The sequence below is a fragment of the Burkholderia sp. D-99 genome, assembly GCF_011605345.1.
In the GTDB taxonomy this organism is placed as follows: domain Bacteria; phylum Pseudomonadota; class Gammaproteobacteria; order Burkholderiales; family Burkholderiaceae; genus Burkholderia.
Genome location: NZ_JAAOXM010000015.1, coordinates 1 through 26,214, shown reverse-complemented (window position 1 = coordinate 26,214; position 26,214 = coordinate 1). Strand labels below are relative to the sequence as shown.

Annotated in this window: 26 protein-coding genes; 12 read left to right on the top strand and 14 right to left on the bottom strand. The window is 68.3% G+C overall.

Features of this window, described 5'->3' with window-relative positions; all coding sequences use genetic code 11:
* Positions 1 to 112 precede the first annotated feature (112 nt).
* Complete coding sequence (locus tag HAV18_RS34195) at positions 113 to 724, top strand: glutathione S-transferase family protein (RefSeq protein WP_166964995.1); 612 nt, start codon at positions 113 to 115, stop codon at positions 722 to 724.
* A gap of 108 nt (positions 725 to 832) precedes the next feature.
* Here HAV18_RS34195 and HAV18_RS34190 read toward each other — a convergent pair whose 3' ends face one another.
* Positions 833 to 2,452 carry an FMN-binding glutamate synthase family protein gene (locus tag HAV18_RS34190; protein WP_166964763.1) on the bottom strand — a complete coding sequence of 540 codons (1,620 nt, stop codon included), beginning with the start codon at positions 2,450 to 2,452 and terminating at the stop codon, positions 833 to 835.
* Positions 2,453 to 2,643: 191 nt separating this feature from the next.
* Complete coding sequence (locus HAV18_RS34185; RefSeq protein WP_166964761.1) at positions 2,644 to 3,414, bottom strand: NAD(P)H-dependent oxidoreductase; 771 nt, start codon at positions 3,412 to 3,414, stop codon at positions 2,644 to 2,646.
* Between the two features lie 74 nt (positions 3,415 to 3,488).
* On the opposite strand from HAV18_RS34185, the gene HAV18_RS34180 reads away from it, so the two are divergent.
* Positions 3,489 to 3,863: a helix-turn-helix domain-containing protein gene (locus HAV18_RS34180; protein ID WP_166964759.1), complete on the top strand. Its 375-nt coding sequence runs from the start codon at positions 3,489 to 3,491 to the stop codon at positions 3,861 to 3,863.
* Between the two features lie 65 nt (positions 3,864 to 3,928).
* Here the strand turns inward: HAV18_RS34180 and mnmA are convergent, their stop codons facing one another.
* Positions 3,929 to 5,077: a tRNA 2-thiouridine(34) synthase MnmA gene (gene mnmA, locus HAV18_RS34175; protein WP_166964757.1), complete on the bottom strand. Its 1,149-nt coding sequence runs from the start codon at positions 5,075 to 5,077 to the stop codon at positions 3,929 to 3,931.
* Positions 5,074 to 5,583 carry an NUDIX hydrolase gene (locus HAV18_RS34170; RefSeq protein WP_111941371.1) on the bottom strand — a complete coding sequence of 170 codons (510 nt, stop codon included), beginning with the start codon at positions 5,581 to 5,583 and terminating at the stop codon, positions 5,074 to 5,076. The genes mnmA and HAV18_RS34170 overlap by 4 nt, the downstream gene beginning before the upstream one ends.
* Positions 5,584 to 5,859: 276 nt before the next feature.
* On the opposite strand from HAV18_RS34170, the gene HAV18_RS34165 reads away from it, so the two are divergent.
* From HAV18_RS34165 to HAV18_RS34160, 3 genes are read left to right on the top strand one after another with little or no spacing between them, the layout of a single operon-like run.
* Positions 5,860 to 6,999, top strand: a complete 1,140-nt coding sequence (locus HAV18_RS34165) for a Re/Si-specific NAD(P)(+) transhydrogenase subunit alpha (RefSeq protein ID WP_208102236.1) — start codon at positions 5,860 to 5,862, stop codon at positions 6,997 to 6,999.
* Positions 7,000 to 7,017: 18 nt separating this feature from the next.
* Entirely contained in the window at positions 7,018 to 7,335 is a 318-nt protein-coding gene (locus HAV18_RS39745) for an NAD(P) transhydrogenase subunit alpha (protein ID WP_208102235.1), read from the top strand.
* Positions 7,332 to 8,786 carry an NAD(P)(+) transhydrogenase (Re/Si-specific) subunit beta gene (locus tag HAV18_RS34160; protein WP_166964755.1) on the top strand — a complete coding sequence of 485 codons (1,455 nt, stop codon included), beginning with the start codon at positions 7,332 to 7,334 and terminating at the stop codon, positions 8,784 to 8,786. The genes HAV18_RS39745 and HAV18_RS34160 overlap by 4 nt, the downstream gene beginning before the upstream one ends.
* 88 nt (positions 8,787 to 8,874) lie before the next feature.
* On the opposite strand, the gene HAV18_RS34155 is transcribed toward HAV18_RS34160, so the two are convergent.
* Positions 8,875 to 9,795 carry a LysR family transcriptional regulator gene (locus HAV18_RS34155; protein WP_166964754.1) on the bottom strand — a complete coding sequence of 307 codons (921 nt, stop codon included), beginning with the start codon at positions 9,793 to 9,795 and terminating at the stop codon, positions 8,875 to 8,877.
* An 80-nt stretch (positions 9,796 to 9,875) separates the two neighbouring features.
* Between HAV18_RS34155 and HAV18_RS34150 the strand changes: the two genes are divergently transcribed.
* The gene (locus HAV18_RS34150; RefSeq protein ID WP_166964752.1) at positions 9,876 to 10,799 is read left to right on the top strand and encodes a carbon-nitrogen hydrolase family protein; all 924 of its coding nucleotides are present in this window, start codon (positions 9,876 to 9,878) and stop codon (positions 10,797 to 10,799) included.
* 87 nt (positions 10,800 to 10,886) lie between these two features.
* Here HAV18_RS34150 and HAV18_RS34145 read toward each other — a convergent pair whose 3' ends face one another.
* Together HAV18_RS34145 and HAV18_RS34140 are read right to left on the bottom strand one after the other, a co-directional pair.
* Complete coding sequence (locus HAV18_RS34145) at positions 10,887 to 11,573, bottom strand: YafY family protein (RefSeq protein ID WP_166964750.1); 687 nt, start codon at positions 11,571 to 11,573, stop codon at positions 10,887 to 10,889.
* Between the two features lie 73 nt (positions 11,574 to 11,646).
* The gene (locus HAV18_RS34140) at positions 11,647 to 12,051 is read right to left on the bottom strand and encodes a VOC family protein (RefSeq protein WP_166964748.1); all 405 of its coding nucleotides are present in this window, start codon (positions 12,049 to 12,051) and stop codon (positions 11,647 to 11,649) included.
* 169 nt (positions 12,052 to 12,220) lie between these two features.
* Here HAV18_RS34140 and HAV18_RS34135 point away from each other — a divergent pair, with 169 nt between their 5' ends.
* Together HAV18_RS34135 and HAV18_RS34130 are read left to right on the top strand one after the other, a co-directional pair.
* A complete protein-coding gene (locus HAV18_RS34135; RefSeq protein ID WP_166964746.1) occupies positions 12,221 to 12,553 on the top strand; it encodes a helix-turn-helix transcriptional regulator in 333 nt (110 codons plus the stop codon).
* Positions 12,546 to 13,010: an SRPBCC family protein gene (locus HAV18_RS34130; protein WP_166964744.1), complete on the top strand. Its 465-nt coding sequence runs from the start codon at positions 12,546 to 12,548 to the stop codon at positions 13,008 to 13,010. The genes HAV18_RS34135 and HAV18_RS34130 overlap by 8 nt, the downstream gene beginning before the upstream one ends.
* 96 nt (positions 13,011 to 13,106) lie before the next feature.
* Here the strand turns inward: HAV18_RS34130 and HAV18_RS34125 are convergent, their stop codons facing one another.
* The 6 genes from HAV18_RS34125 to HAV18_RS34100 all read right to left on the bottom strand — a co-directional run bounded on the left by HAV18_RS34125 (position 13,107) and on the right by HAV18_RS34100 (position 20,794).
* Entirely contained in the window at positions 13,107 to 14,408 is a 1,302-nt protein-coding gene (locus tag HAV18_RS34125; RefSeq protein WP_166964742.1) for a class I SAM-dependent RNA methyltransferase, read from the bottom strand.
* 166 nt (positions 14,409 to 14,574) lie between these two features.
* Positions 14,575 to 16,698: a site-specific recombinase gene (locus HAV18_RS34120; protein WP_166964740.1), complete on the bottom strand. Its 2,124-nt coding sequence runs from the start codon at positions 16,696 to 16,698 to the stop codon at positions 14,575 to 14,577.
* Between the two features lie 473 nt (positions 16,699 to 17,171).
* Positions 17,172 to 17,897, bottom strand: coding sequence for a membrane integrity-associated transporter subunit PqiC (locus tag HAV18_RS34115; protein ID WP_166964739.1), 726 nt, complete (start codon positions 17,895 to 17,897; stop codon positions 17,172 to 17,174).
* Complete coding sequence (locus tag HAV18_RS34110) at positions 17,894 to 19,513, bottom strand: intermembrane transport protein PqiB (protein WP_166964737.1); 1,620 nt, start codon at positions 19,511 to 19,513, stop codon at positions 17,894 to 17,896. Before HAV18_RS34110 ends, HAV18_RS34115 begins: the two co-directional genes overlap by 4 nt.
* A complete protein-coding gene (locus HAV18_RS34105) occupies positions 19,506 to 20,135 on the bottom strand; it encodes a paraquat-inducible protein A (RefSeq protein WP_166964735.1) in 630 nt (209 codons plus the stop codon). Before HAV18_RS34105 ends, HAV18_RS34110 begins: the two co-directional genes overlap by 8 nt.
* Entirely contained in the window at positions 20,132 to 20,794 is a 663-nt protein-coding gene (locus HAV18_RS34100; protein WP_166964733.1) for a paraquat-inducible protein A, read from the bottom strand. Before HAV18_RS34100 ends, HAV18_RS34105 begins: the two co-directional genes overlap by 4 nt.
* 258 nt (positions 20,795 to 21,052) lie before the next feature.
* Between HAV18_RS34100 and HAV18_RS34095 the strand changes: the two genes are divergently transcribed.
* The 4 genes from HAV18_RS34095 to HAV18_RS34080 all read left to right on the top strand — a co-directional run bounded on the left by HAV18_RS34095 (position 21,053) and on the right by HAV18_RS34080 (position 24,288).
* Positions 21,053 to 21,613 carry a cytochrome b gene (locus HAV18_RS34095; protein WP_166964731.1) on the top strand — a complete coding sequence of 187 codons (561 nt, stop codon included), beginning with the start codon at positions 21,053 to 21,055 and terminating at the stop codon, positions 21,611 to 21,613.
* An 8-nt stretch (positions 21,614 to 21,621) separates the two neighbouring features.
* The gene (locus HAV18_RS34090; protein WP_166964729.1) at positions 21,622 to 22,182 is read left to right on the top strand and encodes a YceI family protein; all 561 of its coding nucleotides are present in this window, start codon (positions 21,622 to 21,624) and stop codon (positions 22,180 to 22,182) included.
* Positions 22,183 to 22,246: 64 nt separating this feature from the next.
* Positions 22,247 to 22,828 (top strand): YceI family protein, encoded by a 582-nt coding sequence (locus tag HAV18_RS34085; protein ID WP_021156367.1) that lies wholly within the window; start codon positions 22,247 to 22,249, stop codon positions 22,826 to 22,828.
* Positions 22,829 to 23,010: 182 nt separating this feature from the next.
* On the top strand, positions 23,011 to 24,288 hold the full coding sequence (locus HAV18_RS34080; RefSeq protein WP_166964727.1) for an MFS transporter: 1,278 nt from the start codon (positions 23,011 to 23,013) through the stop codon (positions 24,286 to 24,288).
* 18 nt (positions 24,289 to 24,306) lie between these two features.
* Here the strand turns inward: HAV18_RS34080 and HAV18_RS34075 are convergent, their stop codons facing one another.
* A complete protein-coding gene (locus HAV18_RS34075) occupies positions 24,307 to 25,938 on the bottom strand; it encodes a S41 family peptidase (RefSeq protein WP_407062451.1) in 1,632 nt (543 codons plus the stop codon).
* Positions 25,939 to 26,214: the final 276 nt, after the last annotated feature.

The following is a 26,214-nucleotide window of genomic DNA, read 5'->3' as shown; positions in this document are numbered from 1 at the left end:
GGCTGTTGCAAACCATCCACAGGCCGGCCGGGCGATTTTCTATCACGCGACGCTGGCCGGTTATGATCGGCGACAACGTATACTCTCGGCGGTTCCCCAAAAAAGGCAGATGATGAAATTAATCGGTTCGCTCGGCAGCCCGTACGTCCGCAAGGCGCGGATCGTGCTTGCTGAAAAGAAGATCGACTACAAGCTGGAGCTCGAGAACGTGTGGGCGCCGGAGACGGATATTCATGCATCGAATCCGCTCGGCAAGGTCCCGTGCCTCGTGATGGAGGATGGTGCCGCGGTGTTCGATTCCCGCGTGATCTGTGAATACGTCGATACGCTGTCGCCGGTCGGCAAACTGATTCCGCCGTCGGGGCGCGAGCGCGTCGAAGTACGCTGCTGGGAAGCGCTGGGCGACGGCGTGCTCGACGCGGCCGTGGCGATTCGCCTCGAATACACACTGCGTGACGAAGCGCAGCGCAGCGCGAGCTGGATCGCGCGCCAGCAGCGCAAGATCGACGACGCTCTCGTCGCGATGTCGCAGGGGCTCGGCGGCAAGACGTGGTGCGTCGGTAATCATTACACGCTCGCCGACATCGCACTCGGCTGCGCGCTCGGCTATCTCGACTTCCGGATGCCCGAGCTCAACTGGCGCGATCGTCACCCGAACCTCGACAAGCACTTCGTGAAGCTGCTGCAGCGGCCGTCGTTCGCCGACACGCTGCCGCAGAACTGAGCCGCACCACGCCGCATACACGCATTTACGCATTCGGCAGACAAAAGAAAAGCGCCCCGCGGGGCGCTTTTCTTTTTGCCGGACCGCCCCGCGGCGGGGGCGCTCGCTTCATTCGATCGACGCGTACACGGCCTCGCCCAGCGTGAACGAATCGCTGCGTGCAATCGGCCACCACTTGTCGTACAGCGTAAAGCCGCAGGTGTTGCCGTCGAGCAGCGCGCCGGGCTTCAGGTACTTCAGCAACTGCGACATCAGCCGGACCTCGTGCGGCGCGATGCGCTGCACGATGTGATGCGCGCGCAGCTCCGACGGATGCGCGAGGCCGGCCGCCTGCACGAGCTCCTGCAGCGCGTGCAGCGTGTTGCGGTGGAAGTTGTACACGCGGTCGGCCTTGTCGGGCACGACGAGCGCGCGCTGGCGCACCGGGTCCTGCGTGGCGACGCCGGTCGGGCAGCGGCCCGTGTGGCAGGTCTGCGCCTGGATGCAGCCGACCGCGAACATGAAGCCGCGCGCCGAGTTCACCCAGTCCGCGCCGATCGCGAGCGTGCGGGCGACGTCGAACGCGGTGATGATCTTGCCGCTCGCGCCGATCTTCACGCGATCGCGCACGCCGATTCCCACGAGCGTGTTGTGCACGAGCAGCAGCCCTTCCTGCAGCGGCACGCCGACGTGGTCGGTGAATTCGAGCGGCGCCGCGCCCGTGCCGCCTTCTGCGCCGTCGACGACGATGAAGTCCGGCACGATGCCGGTCTCGAGCATCGCCTTCGCGATCCCGAAGAATTCCCACGGATGGCCGACGCACAGCTTGAAGCCGGTCGGCTTGCCGCCCGACAGCGTGCGCAGCCGTTCGACGAATTCGAGCAGCCCGCGCGGCGTCGAGAATTCCGAGTGCGTCGCGGGCGAGATGCAATCCTTGCCCATCGGCACACCGCGCGTCTCGGCGATTTCCGGCGTGATCTTCGCGGCCGGCAGCACGCCGCCGTGGCCGGGCTTCGCCCCCTGCGACAGCTTGACCTCGATCATCTTGACCTGCGGATCGGCGGCCTGCTTCGCGAACTTGTCGGGGTTGAAGGTACCGTCGTCGTTGCGGCAGCCGAAGTAGCCGGACGCGATTTCCCAGATGATGTCGCCGCCGTTCTCGCGGTGGTACTTCGACAGCGAGCCTTCGCCCGTGTCGTGCGCGAAACCGCCTTTCTTCGCACCGAGGTTCAGCGAGCGGATCGCGTTCGCGGACAGCGAACCGAAGCTCATCGCCGAGATGTTGAAAATCGAAATGTCGTACGGTTGCGCGCGATTCGCGCCGACGCGGACGCGGAAATCGTGGTTCGGCAGCTTCGTCGGCGCGAGCGAGTGGCTGATCCATTCGTGCGCGACGGCCTTCACGTTCAGCTCGGTGCCGTACGGGCGGTTGTCCGCGACGTTCTTCGCGCGCTGGTAAACGAGGCTGCGCTGTGCGCGCGAGAACGGCTTCTCGTCGGTGTCGTCCTCGACGAAATACTGGCGGATTTCAGGTCGGATGAATTCGAACAGGAAGCGGAAGTGGCCCCAGAGCGGGTAGTTGCGCAGGATTGCGTGGCGGTCCTGCTTCAGGTCGTACAGGCCGAGTGCGACGAGGGCGGCGGGAATCAGGATCCACAGCCACGCGATCGTGTGCCGCGCGGCGAGCGCCGCGACGGCCACGAACAGCACGACCGCGCACCACATCGCGAGATAGCGTCGGGAAAACATGGGGACTCCGTCGTAATTATCTGGATGGCCACCGCTCGCGAGCGGTCGCGCGGCGGCCGGCAGGTCGGCGCCCGCTACGTCGCGCCGGGCCGGCGGGCGGGGTGCCCGAGCCGTGCCTGGCCGCCGCCGGCGCCCACGATGGTCGAGAGTCTACTACGGGTCCAGTGAAGCTCGCGTTGCCGAGTTCGCGCTCAGCGTCCGGTGCCGGCGTGGCGGATGAACGGGCCGTACGCGGGCGCGTCGGGCTTCAGCGTGACGCCGGCTTCGAAGTCCGTGTCGCGGTTGAACGGCACCCGCGGCCACGTGTGCCAGGCGCGCAGTCGCGCGCGGTAGTCCGCGAGCGCTTGCGCGAGGCGCGCATCGCGGTGCCGTGCGGCGTCGCCGGCCAGATCGCCACGGACCTCGTGGATCAGGTGCGGTTCGAGCACGTCGAAGCCGACGTAGCGCAGCGCATACATGAGCGGCCACAGCAGCAGGCGCGTGTCGCCCTCGCGGCCGTTGGGCGCGCAGGCGTCAGCCGACGATCCGGTCGTCACGCTCAGCAGCGCGCGGCGCCCGTGCAGCACGCCGCTGTCATGGCGCCGGCGGCTGCTGTAGAGGCCGCCGTAGACGAACACGCGATCCATCCAGCCCTTCAGGATCGCCGGCGCGCCGAACCACCACAGCGGGAACTGCAGGATCAGCGCGTCGGCCCGCTGCAGCAGCCCGACGTGATGCCCGACCTCCGGTGCGAGCGTGCCGCGTTCCCAGTGGTGGCGCTGCTCGCGTTGCGCGTCGAAACGCGTCGTGTCGAGCCGGTCTGCGTAATGGCGCGGCGCCTCGCTCGGGTCGAACGCGTCGGCGTACAGGTCCGCGATGGTTGCGGTATGGCCGGCCGCCCGCCATGCGTCGGCCGCCGCATGGGAGAGAGCCGCGTTGAACGACTGCGGTTCGGGATGGGCGACGACGATCAGCGCATGCATGGCGGGCTCCGTGAGTATGCGACGATGATGGCCGGCGGCAGCGGGGCCGCGCAATCACGCACCCGGAGGTAACCATGGCTTTTCCCGGCGACGTCTACGCGGCGGACTGTTCGGCGCGCGACGCGCTCGCGCTGATCGCCGGCAAATGGACGCTGCTGATCCTGCCGGCGCTGGCCGGGCGGCCGCTGCGCAACGGCGAGCTGCTGCGGCGCATCGGCGGTATTTCGCAGAAGGTGCTCACGCAGACACTGCGCGAGCTGGAGCGCAACGGGCTGATCGAACGCATTGCGATCGCCGCGCGGCGCGCGCATGTCGAGTACCGGCTGACGCCGGTGGCGGAATCGCTGGTGGACACGCTCGCGGCGCTCGATCGCTGGGCCGAGCGGCATTTCCCCGTGCTCGACGCGGCGCGCGAGCGCTACGATGCGGCCGTGCAGCAGATGCGTTGAAAAGGCGGGCGGCCGCGGGCGCGGCCGCTTTCTGCCGGCGCCGCTCGCGCGGCACCGGCAGCGCGTCAGCGTGCGGCCGCGAGCGCCGGCACGTCGAGCGCCTGTCGGTCGCCGGTCGCCGCGCTTTCGATGATGCCGCCGCCGAGACAGATCTCGCCGTCGTACAACACGGCCGACTGGCCGGGCGTGACCGCCCACTGCGCGTCGTCGAACGCGAGCGAGAAGCGTGCTTCGCCTGCCGGGCCCGGCGCGGCGGCGCCGAATGCGCATGCCGCGTCGGCCTGCCGGTAGCGCGTCTTCGCGCCGCACGCGAAGCCGTCGGCCGGCGGCTCGCCGGCGACCCAGCTCACGTTGCCGGCGACGAGCTCGCGCGCCAGCAGCCACGGATGATCGTGGCCCTGCACGACGTACAGCGTGTTCGACGCGATGTCCTTCGCGGCGACGAACCACGGTTCGCCGCTACCGCTCTTGCTGCCGCCGAGGCCGATGCCCTTGCGCTGGCCGAACGTGTAGAACGCGAGGCCGATGTGCTCGCCGACGACCTTGCCGTCCGGCGTCTTCATCGGGCCGGGTTGGGTCGGCAGATAGCGGTTCAGGAAATCGCGGAACGGCCGTTCACCGATGAAGCAGATGCCGGTCGAATCCTTCTTCTTCGCGTTCGGCAGCCCGATCTGCGCGGCGATCTCGCGCACCTTGGTCTTCGGGATCTCGCCGAGCGGGAACATCGTCTTCGACAGTTGCGCCTGGTTCAGCCGGTGCAGGAAATACGACTGGTCTTTCGTATGATCGAAGGCCTTCAGCAGCTCGAAACGTCCGTCACGCTCGCGCACGCGCGCATAGTGGCCCGTCGCGATCATTTCCGCGTCGAGCGACATCGCGTGATCGAGGAACGCCTTGAACTTGATTTCGGCGTTGCACAGCACGTCGGGGTTCGGCGTGCGGCCGGCCGAGTATTCGCGCAGGAATTCGGCGAACACGCGATCCTTGTATTCCGCCGCGAAGTTGACGGCTTCCACGTCAATGCCGATCAGGTCGGCCACCGACACGACGTCGATCCAGTCCTGGCGCGTCGAGCAGTATTCGCCGTCGTCGTCGTCTTCCCAGTTCTTCATGAACAGGCCGACCACGTCGTAACCCTGTTCCTTCAGCAGCCACGCGGTCACCGACGAATCGACGCCGCCCGACATGCCCACCACTACACGGCGCTTGCTCATTTGTTGACCGCCTGACGTTCGAATGCCTCGGGGCGCGGCGCGACCGAATGCGTGTGCACGAAATCGAGCGGAATGCGCCGCCCGGCGAGGTAATCGTCGACACAGCGCATCACCGCGGGCGAGCGATGGCGCTCGCTGCACGCGCGCAGTTCGTCGGCGGTCATCCACAGCGTGCGGACGATGCCGTCGTCGAGCGCGTGGCCCGCGATCGGCTCGCCGGCCGTGCCGCAGAACGTGAAGCGCAGGTAGGTCGCGCCGGCGGTGCCGGGACGGTCGTAGTGCGCCAGATAGACGCCGACCAGCGCGTCGGGCGTGAACGGGTGCGCGGTTTCCTCGAGCGTCTCTCGAATCACGGCGTCGGCCAGCGTTTCGCCGGCTTCGAGATGGCCTGCCGGCTGGTTGATGCGCAGGCCCGACGAGGTTTCTTCCTCGATCACGAGAAAGCGGCCGGCATGCTCGACGAGCGCCGCGACCGTCACATGCGGGGTCCAGATTTCGGGTTTCATGGTTCGGCATTTTACCGGTTGCGCCCGAACGCTGCCGGGCGTTCGGTCAGACGAATCCGACCCTCGTAATCGTCCGTCCCGCCGATGTGCGGCAACGCCGGCCGGGCCGACGCCTCGATCTCGCACGATCGTGCGCAAAGGCTGGCGCGACCGTCGCTTTCGCCTAAAGTGAAACGTGAATGCCGTTGCTCGTGAGCCGGTCGTCAGCCTGCCCGGCTCGTTGCGCAGCAGAAATCGCAAGAAACGACATACCGGCGATGACTGGAGGGACCGGCGATGCATATTGGCGTGCCTGCCGAGACGCGGGCGAACGAGGCGCGTGTGGCCGCGACGCCGGAAACCGTGAAGAAATACGCGGCGGCCGGGCATCGGGTCAGTATCGCGAAAGGGGCCGGCATCGCAGCCAGTTATCCCGACGAAGCCTATGCGGCCGCCGGTGCCGAACTGACCGGCCAGTCGGCCGCTTTCGACGTCGACATCGTGCTGAAGGTCCAGGCGCCCACCGACGCCGAGCTGCCGTTGCTCAAGCGTGGCGCCGTGCTGGTCGGCATGCTTGACCCGTTCAACGGCGAGCAGGCGGCGAAGCTCGCCGCGGCCGGCGTGACCGGTTTCGCGCTCGAAGCCGCGCCGCGCACGACGCGCGCGCAGAGTCTCGACGTGTTGTCGTCGCAGGCGAACATCGCGGGCTACAAGGCCGTGCTGGTTGCCGCGGCGCTGTATCCGCGCTTCTTTCCAATGCTGATGACGGCCGCGGGCACCGTGAAGGCCGCGCGCGTGCTGATCCTCGGCGCGGGCGTCGCGGGCCTGCAGGCGATCGCGACCGCGAAGCGGCTGGGCGCGGTGATCGAGGCGTCCGACGTGCGGCCGGCCGTGAAGGAGCAGATCGAGTCGCTCGGCGCGAAATTCCTCGACGTCCCGTACGAAACCGACGCAGAGCGCGAGGCTGCGCAGGGTGTCGGCGGTTATGCGCGCCCGATGCCACCGTCGTGGCTCGGCCGCCAGGCCGCGCTCGTGCACGAGCGCGCGAGGCAGGCCGACATCGTGATCACCACCGCGCTGATTCCCGGGCGTCCGGCGCCGACGTTGATCTCGGTCGAAACCGTGCAGTCGATGAAGCCGGGCTCGGTGCTGGTCGATCTCGCGGCCGGCCGCGGCCCGGAATTCGACGGTCGCAAGAGCGGCAACTGCCCGCTGACGGTCGCCGACCAGGTGATCGTGCACCACGGCGTGACGATCGCCGGCTACACGAATCTCGCGGCGATGGTCGCGTCGGACGCGTCGGCGCTGTATGCGCGCAACCTGCTCGACTTCATGAAGCTGATCGTCACGAAGGAAGGCACGCTGAACATCGACCTGACCGACGACATCGTCGCCGCGACGCTCTTGTGCCGCGACGGCGAAGTCGCGCGCAAGTAACCGGGGGAGGAGGCGACCATGGAAGTCATCAATCACACGGTGATCGACGTGATCATCTTCGTGCTGGCGGTGTACGTCGGCTACCACGTGGTGTGGAACGTCACGCCGGCGCTGCATACGCCGCTGATGGCCGTAACCAACGCGATCTCGGCGATCGTGATCGTCGGCGCGATGCTCGCGGCGGCGCTCACCGTCGGCACGGCCGGCAAGGTGTTCGGGACGCTCGCGGTCGCGCTCGCGGCCGTCAACGTGTTCGGCGGCTTCCTCGTGACGAGGCGCATGCTCGAGATGTTTCGCAAGAAGGCGCCGAAGCCGGCGAAGGAGGGCGCGCGATGAGCATGAACGTCGTCACGCTGCTGTACCTCGTCGCGTCGGTGTGCTTCATCCAGGCTCTGAAGGGCCTGTCGAACCCGAAGAACGCGCGGCGCGGCAACCTGTTCGGGATGGCCGGGATGGCCATCGCGATCCTCACGACGATCGCGCTGATCGTCAAGCAGGCGGCGTGGCTCGACGCGAACCTGCCGCTCGGCCTCGCGCTGGTGCTCGGTGCGCTGATTGTCGGCGGCGGCGTGGGGGCGTTCGTCGCCGCGCGCGTCGAGATGACGAAGATGCCGGAGCTCGTCGCGGCGATGCACTCGCTGATCGGTCTCGCGGCCGTGTGCATCGCGTACGCTGTGGTATCGGAGCCGGAAGCGTTCGGGCTCGTGCCGCAGGATGCCGTCGCGGCGAACTTCATCCCGTACGGCAACCGCGTCGAGCTGTTCATCGGCACGTTCGTCGGTGCGATCACGTTCTCCGGTTCGGTGATCGCGTTCGGCAAGCTGTCGGGCAAGTACACGTTCCGGCTGTTCCAGGGCGCCCCGGTCGTGTATGCGGGCCAGCACCTGCTCAACCTGATGCTCGCGCTCGCGATGCTCGGCTTCGGCATCCTGTTCTTCATCACGCAGTCGTGGCTGCCGTTCATCGTCATGACGGCGATCGCGTTCGCGCTCGGTGTGCTGATCATCATCCCGATCGGCGGCGCGGACATGCCGGTGGTCGTGTCGATGCTGAACTCGTACTCGGGGTGGGCAGCGGCCGGCATCGGCTTCTCGCTGAACAACGCGATGCTGATCATCGCGGGCTCGCTGGTCGGCTCGTCGGGCGCGATCCTGTCGTACATCATGTGCCACGCGATGAACCGTTCGTTCTTCAACGTGATCCTCGGTGGCTTCGGCGGCGAGGCGGCGGCGGGCGGCGCAGCAGGTGCGAAGGAGCAGCGGCCGGTGAAATCGGGCTCGGCCGAAGACGCGGCGTTCATGCTCGGCAACGCGGAAACGGTCGTGATCGTGCCGGGTTATGGGTTGGCCGTCGCCCGTGCGCAGCACGCGCTGAAGGAGTTGACCGACAAGCTGGTCGAAAAGGGCATCGACGTGAAGTATGCGATCCATCCGGTCGCGGGGCGGATGCCGGGCCACATGAACGTGCTGCTCGCGGAAGCGGAAGTGCCCTACGAGATCGTATTCGAGATGGACGACATCAACGGCGCATTCGGCCAGGTCGACGTCGTGCTCGTGCTCGGTGCGAACGATGTCGTGAATCCGGCCGCGAAGAACGACCCGGCATCGCCGATCGCGGGGATGCCGATCATCGAGGCGTACAAGGCGCGCACGGTGATCGTCAACAAACGCTCGATGGCGGCCGGCTACGCGGGCCTCGACAACGATCTCTTCTACATGGACAAGACGATGATGGTGTTCGGTGATGCGAAGAAGGTCATCGAGGACATGGTGAAGGCGGTCGACTGACGCACGCGCCGGCTACGCGGCTGCGCGCCTCGATTCACGGGCAACCTCAAAGGACAGGCCCGACCGGCGCAAGCCGGCCGGGCCGTTTTCATGGTGCGACGAGGTTCGCGACGCACGCGGCGATCGTGTCGCGCACGCGCACGATCGCCGGGTCGCGCTGCGTGCTCGTGCGCCAGCCGATTTCGACCGGGTAGTGCGGCAAGTCGACCGGGCAGGCGAGCGCGCGCAGCGGGGTGGAGTGCGCGATCACGCGCGCCGCGTGCGCGGGAATCGTCGCCACCGCGTCGGAGCCGGCGAGCAGGTACGGCAACGCGGCGAAATGCGTGGTCGACGCCGCGACGCGCCGCTTGTGGCCGAGCGTGGCCAGTGCCTCGTCGACGATTCCGATCACGCCGCCCGACGACACGAGCAGGTGGTCGCGCCGCAGGAAATCGGCGAGCGTGAGCGTGCGCGGCGACCGTGGGCGTGCGGCCGGGTCGATCAGGCACGCATAGCCGCCCGTCGCGATTGCGCGCCGGCTGAGCCCGTTCGCCGAGAAGCCGCCCGATGCGATCGCAAGGTCGACGCCGTGGCGCAGCAGCGCGTCACCGGCGATGCCGCTGTGGGTTTGCCGGAAGATCAGCCGGATGCCGGCGGCCTCCCGCGCAACGGCGTCGATCAGCGCGCGGCCGAGCGCGATCTCGAAGTCGTCCGACAGCCCGATCGAGATCGTGCGGCCGATGCGGTCGCCGCCGTCGGCCGCGATCGCGAGGCTTTCGCGGCAACGGTCGAGCGCGTCGGACAGGATCGGTTTCAGTTCGTCCGCGCGCGGCGTCGGCGCGAGCCCGCGGCCGGTGCGCACGAACAGCGGAGCGGCATAGATCACGCGCAGCCGCGCGAGCGCCGCGCTCACCGCCGACTGCGTGAGGCCGAGCCGCAGCGCCGCCCGGCTCGCGCCGCCTTCCTCGTACAGCGCCTCGAACACTTTCAGCAGGTTCAGGTCGAGGCCGGCGATATCATCTGCATTCATGACACTTATCGTTCTATCGATTTGATCGATGACATCATATCGATAAAGATGGCGTTACCCCATTCACCGGAGACGCCTTCATGTCCACGTCAGTCATCGCCGCGCTGCAGATCGGCGCATCGCCCGCCGGCACGCGCGCCACGCTCGATACGATCCTCGGCTACGAAACCGCGATCCGCGACAGCGGCGCGTCGCTCGTCGTGCTGCCCGAGGCCGTGCTGGGCGGCTATCCGAAAGGCGAGATCTTCGGCACGCGGCTCGGCTACCGGCTGCCCGAAGGGCGCGACGCGTATGCGCGCTACGCCGCGCAGGCGATCGACGTGCCGGGGCCGGAAACCGACGAGCTGGCCGCGCTGTCGCAGCGCACGGGCGCGAGCCTCGTGGTCGGCGTGATCGAGCGCGGCGGCAGCACGCTGTACTGCACGGCGCTGTTCTTCGATCCGCGCGACGGGCTCGTCGCGAAGCACCGCAAGCTGATGCCGACCGGCACCGAGCGGCTGATCTGGGGCCAGGGTGACGGCTCGACGCTGCCTGTCGTCGACACGGCCGCGGGCCGCGCGGGTGCCGCGATCTGCTGGGAGAACCACATGCCGCTGCTGCGCTGCGCGATGTACGCGAAGGGCGTACAGATCTGGTGCGCGCCGACCGTCGACGAGCGCGATGTCTGGCAGAGTTCGATGCGGCATATCGCGCACGAGGGGCGCTGCTTCGTCGTCAGCGCGTGCCAGGTGCAGCCGTCGCCGCGCGCGCTCGGCATCGACGTGCCGGGTTGGGATCCGGAGCGGCCGCTGATCCGCGGCGGCAGCGTGATCGTCGGGCCGCTCGGCGACCTGCTGACGGAGCCGCTGATCGGCACGGCCGGGCTCGTGACCGCGCGTATCGATACCGACGAACTCGTGCGGGCGCGCTACGACTTCGACGTGGTCGGGCATTACGCGCGGCCCGACGTGTTCTCGCTGCACGTCGACGAGCGGCCGAAGCGGACGGTGGTGTTCGGCGCGTAGGGAAAGGCAGGGCCGGGCGCCGCACGGCCGCCCGGAACATGGACGTCGACGGCGTGCCGCGCGCGGTGCGCGTGCCGTCGTACCGCGTCAGCGCATCGGCGCTTCCGCGATCCGCATGTAATCGGCGATCCGCCGTCCTTCCATGTCCGGAAACTGTTCGTGCACGATGATGTCGCCCATCCGCGCGATGTCGAAGGTACGGAAATCGCCGCGCAGCTCGCACCACGCGCCGATCGTCCAGCGACCGCCCCAGTAGACGAGCCCGAGCGGCCACACGCGGCGTTGCGAATGCGCGCCGAGCCGGTCGCGGTAGTCGAAGCTGACGACGTGGCGCGTGTCGATGGCCTGGTGGATCGCATCGACCTTCGCGCAAAACGTCTCGTCGATGTGGAACGACGGCGCGAACACGGGCAGGCGGTCGAGCGCGGCGCGCTTGTCGGCCGGCATGGCCGACGCGATCTTCGCGAGCGCCGAGCGCACACCGCTCGCGAAGCGCGCACCGCCCCAGGTTTCGAGCATGCGCGCGCCGGTGGCGAGCGCCGCGAGCTCCTCGGCCGTAAACGTGAGCGGCGGCAGGCTCGCGTTGCGGTTCAGCCGGTAGCCGATGCCGGCTTCGCCTTCGATCGGCACCCCTGACAGTTGCAGGTCGCGCACGTCGCGATAGACCGTGCGCGGCGACACCGACAGCCAGTCGGCCAGCTGCTGCGCGGTCGTGAGACGACGTCCGCGCAAGAGCTCGGCGATCTGGAACAGGCGGTCGGCACGGCGCGTCATGACGGCACCTCGGCTCCAACGGCAGTGGGGACTTCGCGATGATAGCGCCGCGCGAGTCCGATGGCCGCTGCGCTCAGTGGCATTTCGGCGCGTGCAGGCCGACGCGGTTGCCTTCGGTGTCGATCAGGTAGCCGACGTAGCCGTAGTTGTTCGGCAGCTCGACGACCGAGCCCTGCACGACGCCGCCCGCGCGCTTCGCGCGTTCGAGCGCCGCGACGACCGATTCGCCGGCGTTCAGGTAGACGAGCACGCCGTTCGCGCTCGGCTTGATCTGCTGAGGATCGAACACGATGCTGCCGCCCGTGCTCGATGCGTCGCGGTCGAACGTGGCCATCGGCACGCCGCCGATGACTTCGCGCTGCAGCGTCGTTTGCAGCACGGTTTCGTAAAAGCGGATCGCCCGGTCGAAATCGAGGGACGGAATGTCGAACCACGCGATCGCGCGCTCCAGGGTGGCAGTGGCAGTTGCGGATGTCATGACGAGCTCCTTGTTGCGTTGTTGTTCGGGTTCGGTGCGGAAACCAGCCTTGCATTGCGCCGGGATTGCAGTGTGATCGCGGCCTGCTGACACCGTATTGTCAGTAGAGTTGTCATCCTTGACATGCAACTATTTGGTTGCATAATAAGGCCATTGACCCGGGAGCGGCATGGATCTCGTTTTCAAGGCGCTGGCCGATGCCACGCGCCGTCAGTTGCTCGACCTGCTGCGTGCGAAAAGCGGACAGACGCTCTCCGAGCTGTGCGACGGGCTCGCGATGAGCCGGCAGGCCGCGAGCAAGCATCTCGCGCTGCTCGAGGCCGCGAATCTCGTCGCGACGACGTGGCGCGGCAGGGAGAAGCTGCATTACCTGAATCCGGTGCCGATCCACGACATCGCGGAACGCTGGATCGGCAAGTTCGAGCGTCAGCGCCTGCAGGCGCTGGCGGATCTCAAGCGCGGGCTGGAAGCGGCCCGCGATTCTGGAGACGACGATGAGTAATCCCGCCTTTGTGTACGTGACGTTCATTGCATCGACGCCCGAGCGCGTGTTCGACGCGCTGACCAACGCCGAGCTGACGAAGGACTACTGGGTGCGGCACCGCAACGCGTCGCCCGACTGGCGGCCGGGCTCGCGCTGGGAACATCAGGACTACGACGATCCGTCGCGGGTCGACATCGTCGGCGAAGTGGTGGAGAACGATCCGCCGCGCCGCCTGGTCGTCACGTGGCGCTCGCCGTCGGGGGAGAGCGGGGAATCGCGCGTGACCTACGTCGTCGAGCCGCACGAGGGCGTCGTGAAGCTGACGGTCACCCACGACGGGCTGGTGCCGGGCTCGGAGATGGATCGCGGGATTCGCGGCGGGTGGCCGGTCGTGCTGTCGAGCCTCAAGACGCTGCTCGAGACGGGGCAGGCGCTGCCGTTCACGATGGGGCGCTGGGAGTGCTCGAAGCACTGAAACGAAACGCCGCCGTTGCCGCGGGTGCGGTAACGGCGGCGTTCCGGTTGCCGCGCTGGGGCCGTATCGGCGGCCCCAGCGCGACCATGATGCGAATTACGCGTCGCCTTCCGGCGTGGCCGGGCGCGCCTTCACGCTGCCGGCGATCAGGTCGAAGCGGAACAGCCGGCATTCGAGCGCGCCGTTGAACAGCGGCGTCTTCGCCGATTCGCGCAGCCGCAGCTGGCCCGGCAGCGAACGGTCGGACGTCAGCAGGAACGCTTGCCAGCCCGTGAAGCGCTGCTTCAGCGCATCGCCGAGCGCGTTGAAGAACTCGCTGTCCGGTGCGTCGGTGTGGGTGCGGCGGAAGGCGTCGTCGTTGCCGCGGTTGCGGCCCGTCTCGCGCACCTCGCCGCGCGCGCTGCGGCCACGCACCTCGATCCGCTCGCCGTACGGCGGGTTCGCGAGGATGATGCCCGGGCCGTCGCACGGCGGCGTCATCCCGCGCGCGTCGACCTGCTTGAGCCATACCGACGGCACGCCCGCGCGCTCGAGGTTCGCGCGCGCCTTCTCGAGCATGTCGCCGGAGATGTCGCTGCCGTATACGCCGAGCGCTTCGCCGCGTTTGCCGCGCGCCGCGCGCTTCGCGTCCAGCGCCGGGACCTTCAGCCCCTGCCATGCGGTGATGTCGTATTGCTTGAGTTTCTCGAAGCCGAACCGGCGCTCGACGCCGGGTGCCACGCCGAGCGCGATCTGCGCGGCTTCCGCGAGAAACGTGCCGCTGCCGCACATCGGGTCGTACAGCGCCGTGCCGGGCGTCCAGCCCGTCAGGCGCAGGATGCCGGCCGCGAGGTTCTCGCGCAGCGGTGCCGCGCCCTTGTCGAGACGCCAGCCGCGCTTGAACAGCGGCTCGCCCGACGTGTCGAGGTAAAGCGTGCACTCGTTGGCCGTCAGGAAGGCGAACACGCGTACGTCCGGCGCACCGGTATCGATGCTCGGGCGCGCGCCGGTCTTGTCGCGCATCCGGTCGCAGATCGCGTCCTTCACGCGCAACGTCGCGAATTCGAGGCTCTTCAGCGGCGACTTGATCGCGGTGATGTCGACGCGCAGCGTCTGCGTCGCCGCGAACCAGCGCTCCCACGGCTGCTCGAGCGCGAGTGCGTAGACGTCCTGCTCGGTGCGGTAGGCGCGGTGCGCGATCTTCAGCAGGACCCGGCTCGCGATCCGCGAATGAAGGTTCGCGGCCATGCCGGCGGCCCAGCCGCCGCTGAAGTGGACGCCGCCCGGCACCTGCGCGCCCGCGGTGAACGGCGCGCCGTTCAGGTGGCGGCCGGCGATTTCGGCCAGCTCGGCGGCAAGCGCCGCTTCGAGGCCGCGCGGGCAGGGGGCGAAGAATTCGTACAGGGTGGGCGAGGACATAAGGCGGGGGAGGACGTGCAAAAGTCCACTATTGTACGCGGCGCGGGCGGCCGGGGCCGGCGTTGCGTCGTGTTTCGGTGCTGCGGCGCGGGCCCGGACGCCGCGCATGCGTGCCGGGAGGCCGGCTTGGCGGCGCCCCGGCGGGCACCGCCATGCCGCCGCGGGCTCAGTGCGAGCCCGGCTGGCCGGCGCGCGCGGCCTGGCCGCTGCCCGGCCAGAACAGCGCGAGCGGGTTCGACAGCACCGTGCGGACGATCGCGGCGACGAGCGCGCGCACCTTGGTCGGGCGCAGGCTGCGCGAGCGCACGGCCATCGTGAACGCGAGCGCGAAGCTCACGAGCACGTTGAGGATCGCCATGCTGAGCACGCCGGCGCCGGCCCACCACAGTTCGGGCGTGCCGAGCGCGTCCTTGCCCAGCACGCCGAGCGCGATCCCGATCGAGCCGGCCGACAGCGTCACGTGCCGGACCTCGAACGGGAACATGAACACGGTGACGATCGCCGGAATGAGGCCGAGCATCAGGCCGAGGCCGACGTTCGCGACCACGCCGGCCACGTTCGACCGGCAGAAATGCGCAAGCTTCGCGGCGCCGGCCGCGCCGAGCGTGAGGCGCAGCCGGCGGTTGTACGTGAGCGCGTCGCCGACCCGGTGCAGCACGAACCAGTTGTCGGCCCAGCCCGCAAGCAGGCTCGATGCCCACAGCAGCACGCCGGTCAGCGCCGCGTAGAACGGTGTCGGGCCGAGCAGCGAGAACGAGTGCAGCGTCGCGTGCGCTTTCTCCGGCGAGATCAGGTTCGCATGCAGCACGTTGCCCGCGAACAGCTGCACCAGCAGGCACACGGGCAGCACGACGAGCACGTTGCCGGAAATCGCGGCGGCCTGCGTGCGGATCAGTGCGATCACCGATGAAACGAACGCCTTCACGCCTTCCTCGTGGCCCGTGTCGTCGAGCTCGCGCGCGAGCGTCGGCGCGGTCATCGCAGGCTGCTTGGTCGCGAGCGTGAAGTGCAGGAAGTGCATCAGCATGAAGCTGGCCGCGTAGTTGACGCCCGCGAGCAGGCCTTCGAGCATCGACTGCAGGTGCGCGCCCGTGATCGCGAACTTCACGCACACCGTCACGACGGTGACGAGGCCGCCGCCCGCGGCCATCCGCAGCATCTTCAGGTACTCGGCTCGGCCGCGCGAGATGTAGTGCTCGCCGGTGTCCGCGTTGGTTTCGACGAGCTTGCGCGCGAACAGCGAGAAGTTGCTGCGCACGAGGTGCGACACGCTCTGGCTGTTGTGGTTCGCGTCGATGAGCTCGGCCGTCAGGTGCGCCATCCCGTGCAGGTCGTCGCGCGCCATCCACGCGTTGAGCAGCATCTCGGCGCGCAGGATGCGCATGCGCATCCGCTCGACCTGGAACACGATGTCGACCGACACGCCGTTGCGGTACAGGTGCGAGAACACTTCATCGACGGCGATCCGGCATTCGTCGAGCAGCACGCGCAGGTAGTTCACCTCGTGCAGCAGCTTGCTCGGGTCGCCGCCGTCCTCGACGGCAGCGTGCGCGGTCTCGACCGCGAGCATCGCGCGCGTGAGGCGGTAGAACGGCTGCGTTTCGAGCGGCTTGCGGGCATCGTCGTCGGAGAGCCGGCTGCGCACCGTCTGCGACAGGCCGGTCGAGCTGATCTGGCAGGTCAGGTTGTGCAGCGCGGCCAGCAGGTCGCGCGAGAACGAGCCCGGCTCGTGGCGCTCTTCGTCGGTGATGTCGAACGAGAACAGGTCGGCGAGGCGCGCAAGGAGATCGTCGGGCAGCGTGTCGATCCATTGCGCGTCTTCGGGCGTCGGGAACATCAGCGTGAAGAGCGCCGACAGCTCGCGGCGGTTCGGCGCCGGCGGGATCAGCGACGAGTCGATCCGCTCGAACAGCGCGCCGAAGAAGCCCGAGTGCACGGGCATGCCGGCGTCGCACAGGAGCGAGATGCCGTCGCACTCGCGCAGGATGCCGCGCAGGATGCGCGCGGCGTGCGCTTTCCATGCGGGGTTGCGATCGAGCACGTGGAACAGGTAGCGCAACCGCGCATGGGCCGGATACGCGCGCGCATCGGCGTCTCGATCGGCAGGGGTGTCCTGCGCGGCCTGCATCGTGCCGGTGCGGCGCAGCCAGTGCGCGAGCTCGATCAGCCATTCGCTGCGCTCGGCGTACGACGCATCGGCGTCGGCGTGCGCGAGCAGCGCATCGAGCTGGTGACCGGCATTGCGCGACGCGCGCCACTTCTTGATCAGGGTCGTCAGGGAACGAAACATAAACGGAATAGCGAAAGCCCTCGGCGGGCGGGTTCGGGATGCCGGCCGGGGAAACGGCGCGGCGCCGGGGAGAACGGGTGAGACGGGGCCGGTTGCCGGACGATGCGCGACGACCCGCGATGCGGCTGCCCCGCTGCGGTGCACGCCGAATGCGTGCGGGCGCCGGGAGGCACGGCGGTCGGGCCGAACGCGGCCCGGCGCCGCTAGCTGGCGCGCACGACGAGCGGCGCGAGCCTGAAAGTGCGTAGGATCGTCAATCGGGCCGGAAAACGCAAGCCGACCGCGTTGCACGAAGCCGGTTCCGGCCGATTTTGACAAACAATGCAAATAGCCGTTCGGCCGGGGCGCGCGATGCGAGGCCGGCTGCGGCAGGACAACGCCAGCGGTGGCCGGCGCGCGCTAGCGGACGCGCCGCGCCCGACGAAGCCGCGCAAGCGGGCACGCCCTGGAGCGTTCGCCTGCGCGCCACACGCTTACGCGCCGGACTTGCCCGTCGCGCCGGCGTCGCCGCCCGGCGCCGGATTGGCCGGGCACGGTACGACCGGCGCGGCGGCCGTCTTGGCGCCGGCCGCGGGCGCCGTGGCAGCCGGTGCGCCGCGGCGCGCGGCCATCGCGCGCACGCCGGCCGCGGCTTGCGCGGCGATCACGTCGAGCGCGCGCCGGTGGCCGGCGACGAGTGCGTCGTAGCCGTCGGCGACCGGTTCAGCGACGCTCGTGCGGCAGGTCATCACGGCCTGCGTGGCGAGCGAGCGCACGCTCCACACGGCGTCGATCGCTGCGCGCTTGGCTGGCCACGACTCGAAGCGCTGCACGTTCACACTGATGCGATACACGGGCACGCCGGGCGGGTAGGCGGAATTCGCGACGTCGATCGTGCCGAGCCGCGTGGCGAGATCGTCCGACAGCGCGCGGCGGATCTCGTCGGCGGGCGGCGACGCCCAGCGTTCCTGCTCGAGCACGTCGACCTGCGCGGCGTTCTTCTGCACGACCAGCTGGTTCTTCGCGACCTGCTCGGGCACGCCGACGGATGGCACTTCGATCAGGAATGCCGGGTTGGCCGGCGCGGTGCGCAGCGGCGTTGCGGCGTCGGCCGGGCTGAGCGTGTAGAACCGCGCGGGCGGCGAGCTGCACGCGGCGAGCGCGAGGGCGGCGACTGCCGCCGCCGCGCCGCTCGCGAAACCGTTCACGCGTGTCGTCATTGTTGATCTCCTGGCTTGCCCTTGAGCAGCGATTCGGGGTGACGCTCGAGGTAGTCGGCGAGCGCGTTCAGCGATTGCAGCGTACGCGTGAGCTCCTTCAGCGCGCCGCGCACGTCGGACTGCAGCGGCGAATCCTGCTGCAGCGTCGCCTCGGCGGTCGAGAAGGTCTGCTTCGCGGCCGACAGCGTGTCGCGCGCTTCCGGCGCAACCTGCGTGTCGAGCTGCTTGAACAGCTTGTCGGCGTTCGACAGCGCGCTGTTCAGGTTCGCGCCGATCTGGTCGAACGGCACCTTGTCGAGCTTCTTCGCGATGTCGGCGACCTGCAGCTGCAGCTCGTCGAGCGTGTTCGGCACGGTCGGCAGCTCGAGCGGCTGGCGCGTGGTGTCGATTTTCACGACCGGGGCCTTCGGGAAGAAGTCGAGCGCGACGTACAGCTGGCTCGTCAGCAGGTTGCCGGTGCGCAACTGGCCGCGCAGCCCGTGCTGGACGAGCCGCTCGACGATCTCGCGGCGGGCCGGTTCGCCCTTGCTCTCGATCGTTTCGCGGAAGCGCCGGCCGAGACGTTCCGGATACACGTTCATCGTCACCGGCATCAGGAAGTTCTTCGTCTTCGGATCGAAGTCGATGCCGATGTTCGTCACTTCGCCGAGCACGATGCCGCGGAAGTCGACCGTCGCGCCGACGGCGAGCCCGCGCAGCGACTGGTTGAAGTTCATCACGACCTGCAGCGGCTGGCCGTCCGGGTCGCGCATCGCGTCGCCCTCGTCGGACGCGAGGCGGAACGTCGTGTTGTTCGGCGCCGTCGTGCCGGAGCCCTGGTTCGGCGGCGTCTGGAACGCGATGCCGCCGAGGATGACCGTCGCGAGCGACTGCGTGTTCAGCTTCAGGCCGCTCGAGTCCAGCCGCAGGTCGACGCCGCTTGCTTGCCACCAGCGCGAGTTCACGCCGACGTACTGGTCGTACGGCGCATTGACGAACACGTTGAACGTGACGCCCGTGCCGTCCTTGTCGAGCGAGAAGCCGACCACCTGGCCGACCTGCACGCGGCGGTAGTACACCGGCGAGCCGATATCGACCGAGCCGAGCGAATCGCCGCGCAGCACGTATTGCGTGCCCTTCTGGTCGCCCGTGACGGCGGGCGGCGTCTCGAGGCCCGTGAAATCGGTCAGCGTATCGTCCGAGCGCCCGGCGTCGACGCCGATGTACGCGCCCGACAGCAGCGTGCCGAGCCCCGACACGCCGGTCGCGCCGACGCGCGGCCGCACGATCCAGAAGCGCGAGCCCTTGACCGCGAAGTTCTCGGCTTCCTTCTTGAGCTGCACCTGGACGAGCACGCGCGACAGGTCTTTCGACAGCTTGATCGTCTTGACCATGCCGATCTCAACGTCCTTGTACTTGACCTGGGTCTTGCCGGGCTCGAGCCCTTCGGCGCTGTGGAAGCTGATCGTGATTTCCGGGCCGCGCTCGCGCACGGACTTGATCACGAGGCCGATGCCGATCAGCGCGGCGATCAGCGGCACGAGCCAGACGAGCGACGGCAGCCAGCCGCTTTTCGTCGAGATCGTCGGATCGGGCGGCCGGGGCGCGTCGTGCTGCGGGCCTTGTGGACTATTCATGGTGATTCCCTGAGGTTTCGACTGGATCCCAGATCAGGCGGGGATCGAACTGCATCGACGCGAGCATCGTCAGGATTACGACGGAACCGAACGCGAGCGCGCCGGGGCCGGCCGTGATGGTGGCGAGCGAACGAAAATGGACAAGCGCGACGGTCAGCGTCACGACGAAGATGTCGAGCATCGACCAGCGGCCGATGCGCTCGACGATCCGGAACAGGCGCGTGCGCTGCAGTGGCCGCCAGGCGGTGCGGCGCTGCGCGCTGATCACGAGGATCAGCAGCACGCCGAGCTTGAGCATCGGCACGAGAATGCTCGCGACGAACACGACGACGGCGAGCGGCCAGTCGCCGGATATCCAGAAATAGATCACGCCGCTCATGATCGTGTCTTCCTGCGAGCCGACGATCGACGCGGTGCGCATGATCGGCAGCAGGTTCGCCGGAATGTACAGGATCGCGGCCGCGAGCAGCAGCGCCCACGTGCGCATCAGGCTGTTCGGCGTGCGGAAATGGAGCGCGCTGCCGCAGCGCGCGCAATGCGCGTGCGGATGGTCGAGCGTCTGCACGAGCCCGCACGTGTGACAGCTGGCGTAGCCCTCGCGGGCGGCGGTCGGGATCGTCATCGGCGGGCGGCTTCCGGCAACGGGGCGTCGTCGGGTTGCTCGGGCGAGCGCCCGGCGCGCAGGTCGTCGGCGATATCCCACAGCGTGCGCGGATCGAACATCAGCACGACGGCGATCATCAGCGTGAGCGCGGCGAACGCGAACAGCGCGGCATCGGGCACGACGCGCGCGAGGCTCACCATCTTCACGATCGTGACGAGGATCCCGAGCATGAATACCTCGATCATCCCCCAGGGCCGCACGAGCTCGATCGCATGCAGCACCAGGTTGAAGCCCGGCGGCACGACGCCGCGCCGTATCGGCAGCAGCAGGTACAGCAGCGCGGCCATCTCGACGAGCGGGAACAGCACGGTCGAACAGAACACCATCACGCCGACGATCGCCATGTCCTGATGCCACAGCGAGTCGATCGCGCCGATCAGCGTCGTTTGCACGCGATTGCCGTTCACGTCCATTTCGAGAATCGGGAACACTTGCGCGATCGTGAACGTGATCAGCGCCGCGAGCGCGAGCGCGCAGATCCGCTCGATCTGCGCTGCGCTGTTGCGATAGAGCAGCGCATCGCAGCGCGGACAGCGCGCGGATTCACGTCCGCTCAGGCGCGGTTTGTGCAACAGTGCGTCGCACTCGTGACAGGCAATCAGGTCGTTTCGTTGCATGGAAAAGGCAGTTGTGCGACGGCTGGGGAGACGCGTCGACGGGGCCGGAACCCGCGCCAATCTTACCAAAAGGCCTTTTTCGGCGTGTCAACGATCGCTAATTCGGTGACTGGTCGGTAACATGACAGGGAACCGTCAGCCGGCTGGCGTGCCTGTCTTCAGAGTCCGCGCATGTCAAAAGGTTGCGGTAGCATGGCGCCCTTGACAAGCGTCGGACGAACTTCCGGCGCGGCCGTTCGCTGAACTGAGGAATCCAAGATGGCATCGAAATCGCTGCCGGCCAGGCCGGTACGCTATACGCAGACGGCGATCGCGCTGCACTGGCTGATCGCGCTGCTGATCGTCTGTGCGTTCGCGATGGGCTGGGTGATGACCGACATCCCCGGCTTCACGCCGACCAAGCTGAAGTACTTCTCGTGGCACAAGTGGATGGGCGTGACGATATTCGCGCTGGTCGTCGTCCGCGTGCTGTGGCGTGCGACCCACGTGCCGCCGGCGCTGCCGGGCGGTACGCCGGCGTGGCAGCGTGCGGCGTCGCATGGCGTGCACATCCTGCTGTACGTGCTGATGATCGTGATTCCGGTGACGGGCTACCTGTACAGCTCGGCGTCGAACATCCCGGTCGTCTACCTGGGCATCGTGCCGCTCCCGCGCCTGATCGACCCCGATCCGGTGCTGAAGGAAACCTTCAAGACACTTCACGTGTCATTGAATTACATTTTGCTTGCGCTCGTCTCGCTGCACGTGGTCGCGGCGCTCAAGCACCAGTTGTTGGACCGCGACGGCCTGCTGTCGCGGATGCTTCCCTTTGCCAAATGAAGGATCCCATGAAAGTGTCTTTCTCCCGCTCCATGCTGACCGCGTTCGCCGCGGTGTCACTTGTCGCGTCGGGCGCGGCGCTCGCCGATGTCGATCTCGCGAAGAGCAAGGTGTCCGCCGTGTCGAAGCAGATGAATGTGCCGACCGAAGGCGCGTTCAAGAAGTTTTCCGCGCAGGTGAAGTTCGATCCGGCGAAAGCCGCGCAGGGCAGCGCGCAAATGACGATCGACGTCGCGAGCTATGACCTCGGCGACAAGATGTACAACGACCAGGTCGCCGGCAAGGACTGGTTCGACGCGAAGACTTACCCGCAGGCGACGTTCGTGTCGTCGGCGATCGCGCCGGCCGGCGGCAACAAGTACAACGTGACCGGCAAGCTGACGATCAAGGGCAAGGCCGAAACCGTCACGGTGCCCGTCACGGTCACGCAGAGCGGCGCGACGCAGACCTTCGACGGCGTGCTGCCGATCAAGCGTTCGACGTTCAGCGTCGGCACCGGCGAGTGGAAGGACACGTCGGTCGTCGCGGACGAAGTGCAGATCAAGTTCCATCTCGTCGCCACGAAGTAAGCGGCGGACCATCGCATCACCCGAATGCCGCGCGAGGGCGCGGCGCCGTTCCAAGGAGAAAGAGTTGAAAAAGCATCTGATGATCGCCGCGGGCGCACTGGCTGCCACGCTGTCGTTCTCGGCATTCGCCGACAGCGCGACCTACCAGTTCGATCCGTCCCACACGTACCCGAGCTTCGAGGCCGACCACTTCGGCGGCCTGTCGGTCTGGCGCGGCAAGTTCGACAAGTCGAGCGGCACCGTGACGCTCGATCGCGCGGCGAAGACGGGTACGGTCGACGTGACGACCGACATCGCGTCGATCCACACCGGCAGCGCGAAGCTCGACGAGCACCTGCAGACGAACGAATTCTTCGACGTCGCGAAGTTCCCGCAAGCGAACTACAAGGGCACGATCAAGTTCGACGGCGACAAGCCGGTGTCGGTGGTCGGCAACCTGACGCTGCATGGCGTCACGAAGCCGGTGACGCTGAAGATCGACTCGTTCAAGTGCATGCCGCATCCGATGCTCAAGCGTGAAGTGTGCGGCGTCGACGCGGTCGGCGAATTCAGCCGCGACGATTTCGGCCTCGACTACGGCAAGCAGTACGGCTTCAAGATGAAGACGAAGCTGCTGATCACGGCCGAAGCCGTCAAGCAGCAGTAACGCCGCCGGCCGGGCCGGCCGCCGCGCCGGCCCGTCGCGCGCCAACCGCCGCGTTCCCGTTCCACGGGCGCGGCGGTTTTTTTGCGCGCCTATAATCGCCCGAGCGCCGTGCGCGGCGCCGGGCAGGCCGACGGCGCGCGCGGCCGCCTCGAACAGAACGTACAACGACAAGGAGATCGCCGATGCATGCCGTCACGCAGTCCCGTTCCATTGCCTCGTCGCCGCGCGTGTGGCGCGCGGTGGTCGCCGCGTCGATCGGCAATGCGCTCGAGTGGTTCGATCTCGTCGTCTACGGCTTCTTCGCGGTGACGATCTCGAAGCTGTTCTTCCCGGCCGGCAACGACACCGTGTCGCTGCTGCTCACGCTCGGCACGTTCGGCGTGTCGTTCTTCATGCGCCCGCTCGGCGCGATCGTGCTCGGCGCGTATGCCGACCGCGTGGGGCGAAAGGCCGCGCTCACGCTGTCGATCCTGCTGATGATGGCCGGCACGCTGATCATCGCGGTGCTGCCGACCTACGGGACGATCGGCGTCGCGGCGCCGGTGATCCTCGTCGCCGCGCGGCTGATGCAGGGTTTCTCGGCCGGCGGCGAGTTCGGCAGCGCGACTGCGTTCCTCGCCGAACACGTGCCGGGCCGGCGCGGCTTCTTCGCGAGCTGGCAGGTCGCGAGCCAGGGGCTCACGACGCTGCTCGCCGCCGGCTTCGGCACCGTGCTGAACGCGCAGCTCTCGGCCGCGCAGATGGCGTCGTGGGGCTGGCGCGTGCCGTTCTTCTTTGGCCTGCTGCTCGGGCCGGTCGCGTACTACATCCGCACGAAGGTCGACGAGACGCCCGAATTCCTCGCGGCGGAAGGCACCGCGAACCCGCTGCGCGACACGTTCACGTCGCACAAGGCGCGTCTCGTCGCCGCGATGGGCGTGGTCGTGCTCGGCACCGTCGCCACCTATCTCGTGCTGTTCATGCCGACCTACGGCGTGAAGCAGCTCGGCCTCGCGCCGTCGGCCGCGTTCGCGGCGATCCTCGTCGTCGGCGTGATCCAGATGGTATTCGCACCGCTCGTCGGCCACTGGTCGGACACTTACGGCCGCGTGCGCGTGATGATCGCGCCGGCCGTCGGCTTCCTCGTGCTGATCTATCCGGCATTCGCGTACCTGGTCGCCCATCCGGGCTTCGGCACGCTGATCGCCCTGCAGGTGCTGCTCGCGTTCCTGATGACGGGCTACTTCGCGGCGCTGCCAGGCTTGTTGTCCGAGGTGTTCCCGGTGCAGACGCGCACGACCGGGATGTCGCTCGCGTACAACGTCGCGGTGACGATCTTCGGCGGCTTCGGGCCGTTCATCATCGCGTGGCTGATCACGGCGACCGGGATGAAGACCGCGCCGAGCTTCTACCTGATGTTCGCGGCCGTGTTGAGCCTCGCGGCGCTGTTCGTGCTGCGCCGGCGGTTCGGTTTCCGGTAAGGGGGCCGGCGGCGCGCGTCAGCTGCCACCGCGCTCGCACACGGGCTGCGTCGGCATCAGCTGCGTCGGCGCGTCGACGGTGCGCACCGTCCGCCCCGCGAGCGCGGCAAGCGCCTGCTCGAGCTGCCAGTCGGTTGCCGTGCCGAATTCGCGCTGCGGCAGCGCCGCGCTCTTCGCCGTATCGATCTTCGCAAGCGCGCGCTGCTCGCGCAGCTTCTGCCGCTCCTTGCGCACCTTCGCGAACGGATCGGGCGCCAGCCGGTCCGCATACGGCGCGCGGGCGAGATCGGCTTCCCGGTACCACAGCAGCACGCCATCGACGTCCGAGTCGCGGCGCGGCGGCACAAGCCAGTCCGGCACGACGCCGTAGCCGTCCATCGGGCAGCCGTTCGGCCGCAGGTTGCGCGCGAACGTGAAATTCAGGCGCGTGCCGTCGATCAGGTCGACGCCCGTCTGCGCGAGCCCCTTTCCGTAGGTCGGCATGCCGAGCAGCTTCGCGCGACCGAGATCCTTCAGCGCGGCCGCGGTCGCTTCGGCGGCCGATGCACTTTGCCCGTCGACGAGCACGACGAGCGGCACGGTGCGCCACCAGTCGTCGGCCTGCAGCGGCGCGAGCGGATCCTGCCCGTGCATGACCGGCAGCGCGTAATCGGGCCAGTTGGTCGTGTAGCGGCGGCGGTTGGCGTCGCCGCGCTCGACCGTCACCATCGCGGTCCGATCGCGGCCCGCGAACAGCGCGGTGATGCCGATCGCCGCATTGAGCGCGCCGCCGCCGTTGATGCGCAGGTCGAGAATCAGGCCGTTCACTGGCGGCCCCGCGCGGCGGGCGGCCTGCACCGCGTCGATGTAGTCGCCGACCGCCGGTTCCGGAAAGCTCGACAGCCGCGTGTACAGGACGTCGCCGCCGAGCCGCTTCGCGGTCGCCGGATGCGGCTTGATGATCGCCCGCACGGGCGCGAAGCTCAGCATCGCGTGTGACGGGCCGCGCTGTACCGTGAGCTTCAGCGGCACACCCGTGTCGCCCTTGGCGAGTCGGGTCAGATCGCCGGCGTCGATGCCGACGACGCTCGTATCGTTCATCGCGACGACGAGATCGTCGGGGCGCAAGCCGGCCTTTTCCGCGGGCGCGTCGGGAATCACGTCGACGATGTGCAGCCCGTCGGGCCGCGTCTCGAAGACGATGCCGATGCCGGGCGTGCCGTCGCGCGCGCGCCGCTCGTCTTCTCGCCGCTCCTGCTCCTCCTTCGCATCGAAGAACCGCGCGTACGGCAGCGTCTTGATTCCCGCGTGGGTCGTTGCGTCGAGCAGCGCGCCGATGTCGACGTCGGTCAGGTGCTGCCGCTTCAGGACTTCCACCGCCGCCTTGAGCTCGCAGATCTGCGGCTCCCAGTCGGGCGGGCAGGGCGAAGGCGGGTGGGCGGTGGCGGGCGAGGCGGATGAGGCGGATGAGGCGGATGAGGCGGATGAGGCGGATGAGGCGGATGAGGCGGATGAGGCGGATGAGGCGGATGAGGCGGCGGGTGCGGCGGGTGCGGAAGCGGGCGGGGCGGATGCCGGCTGTTGCGCATCGACGGGTGACGCGCACGGCAGGAGCGCGGCCGTGACGGCTGCGCAAACGGCAAGGCGAAGAACGGCACGCGTGGGAGGCATCATCGGGACCGCACGTTGGAACGGAGGGCGAAGGTGCTGTCCCGCCGACGCGCGGCCGGCGTGCAGCGCGGCGGGACGGTCACGATTGTAGCCGACACGTGTGACGGGGCAGGGCGAGCGGACTGCGCGATGCACTGCGGCGGCGCGGGCAAAAAAAAGGTTCATCGCAGGAAACCGTGGAGCCTTGGAGAGCGATTGCGTAACCTGATGCCTGACTTTATGGAGGTCAGGAGGCAGAATTGCTCGATCGCAAGGCACTTCAGGCACTGGGTTGCT

What these genes read in the sequence shown, in the direction of transcription:
- HAV18_RS34115 (WP_166964739.1), bottom strand. Translation starts at nt 17,897, where the DNA reads ATGACGACACGCGTGAACGGTTTCGCGAGCGGCGCGGCGGCGGCAGTC.
- HAV18_RS34160 (WP_166964755.1), top strand. Translation starts at nt 7,332, where the DNA reads ATGAGCATGAACGTCGTCACGCTGCTGTACCTCGTCGCGTCGGTGTGC.
- HAV18_RS34150 (WP_166964752.1), top strand. Translation starts at nt 9,876, where the DNA reads ATGTCCACGTCAGTCATCGCCGCGCTGCAGATCGGCGCATCGCCCGCC.
- HAV18_RS34100 (WP_166964733.1), bottom strand. Translation starts at nt 20,794, where the DNA reads ATGCAACGAAACGACCTGATTGCCTGTCACGAGTGCGACGCACTGTTG.
- HAV18_RS34165 (WP_208102236.1), top strand. Translation starts at nt 5,860, where the DNA reads ATGCATATTGGCGTGCCTGCCGAGACGCGGGCGAACGAGGCGCGTGTG.
- HAV18_RS34145 (WP_166964750.1), bottom strand. Translation starts at nt 11,573, where the DNA reads ATGACGCGCCGTGCCGACCGCCTGTTCCAGATCGCCGAGCTCTTGCGC.
- HAV18_RS34170 (WP_111941371.1), bottom strand. Translation starts at nt 5,583, where the DNA reads ATGAAACCCGAAATCTGGACCCCGCATGTGACGGTCGCGGCGCTCGTC.
- HAV18_RS34180 (WP_166964759.1), top strand. Translation starts at nt 3,489, where the DNA reads ATGGCTTTTCCCGGCGACGTCTACGCGGCGGACTGTTCGGCGCGCGAC.
- HAV18_RS34075 (WP_407062451.1), bottom strand. Translation starts at nt 25,938, where the DNA reads ATGCCTCCCACGCGTGCCGTTCTTCGCCTTGCCGTTTGCGCAGCCGTC.
- HAV18_RS34140 (WP_166964748.1), bottom strand. Translation starts at nt 12,051, where the DNA reads ATGACATCCGCAACTGCCACTGCCACCCTGGAGCGCGCGATCGCGTGG.
- HAV18_RS34155 (WP_166964754.1), bottom strand. Translation starts at nt 9,795, where the DNA reads ATGAATGCAGATGATATCGCCGGCCTCGACCTGAACCTGCTGAAAGTG.
- HAV18_RS34195 (WP_166964995.1), top strand. Translation starts at nt 113, where the DNA reads ATGAAATTAATCGGTTCGCTCGGCAGCCCGTACGTCCGCAAGGCGCGG.
- HAV18_RS34120 (WP_166964740.1), bottom strand. Translation starts at nt 16,698, where the DNA reads ATGTTTCGTTCCCTGACGACCCTGATCAAGAAGTGGCGCGCGTCGCGC.
- HAV18_RS34185 (WP_166964761.1), bottom strand. Translation starts at nt 3,414, where the DNA reads ATGCATGCGCTGATCGTCGTCGCCCATCCCGAACCGCAGTCGTTCAAC.
- HAV18_RS39745 (WP_208102235.1), top strand. Translation starts at nt 7,018, where the DNA reads ATGGAAGTCATCAATCACACGGTGATCGACGTGATCATCTTCGTGCTG.
- HAV18_RS34190 (WP_166964763.1), bottom strand. Translation starts at nt 2,452, where the DNA reads ATGTTTTCCCGACGCTATCTCGCGATGTGGTGCGCGGTCGTGCTGTTC.
- HAV18_RS34110 (WP_166964737.1), bottom strand. Translation starts at nt 19,513, where the DNA reads ATGAATAGTCCACAAGGCCCGCAGCACGACGCGCCCCGGCCGCCCGAT.
- HAV18_RS34135 (WP_166964746.1), top strand. Translation starts at nt 12,221, where the DNA reads ATGGATCTCGTTTTCAAGGCGCTGGCCGATGCCACGCGCCGTCAGTTG.
- HAV18_RS34080 (WP_166964727.1), top strand. Translation starts at nt 23,011, where the DNA reads ATGCATGCCGTCACGCAGTCCCGTTCCATTGCCTCGTCGCCGCGCGTG.
- mnmA (WP_166964757.1), bottom strand. Translation starts at nt 5,077, where the DNA reads ATGAGCAAGCGCCGTGTAGTGGTGGGCATGTCGGGCGGCGTCGATTCG.
- HAV18_RS34125 (WP_166964742.1), bottom strand. Translation starts at nt 14,408, where the DNA reads ATGTCCTCGCCCACCCTGTACGAATTCTTCGCCCCCTGCCCGCGCGGC.
- HAV18_RS34090 (WP_166964729.1), top strand. Translation starts at nt 21,622, where the DNA reads ATGAAAGTGTCTTTCTCCCGCTCCATGCTGACCGCGTTCGCCGCGGTG.
- HAV18_RS34105 (WP_166964735.1), bottom strand. Translation starts at nt 20,135, where the DNA reads ATGACGATCCCGACCGCCGCCCGCGAGGGCTACGCCAGCTGTCACACG.
- HAV18_RS34130 (WP_166964744.1), top strand. Translation starts at nt 12,546, where the DNA reads ATGAGTAATCCCGCCTTTGTGTACGTGACGTTCATTGCATCGACGCCC.
- HAV18_RS34095 (WP_166964731.1), top strand. Translation starts at nt 21,053, where the DNA reads ATGGCATCGAAATCGCTGCCGGCCAGGCCGGTACGCTATACGCAGACG.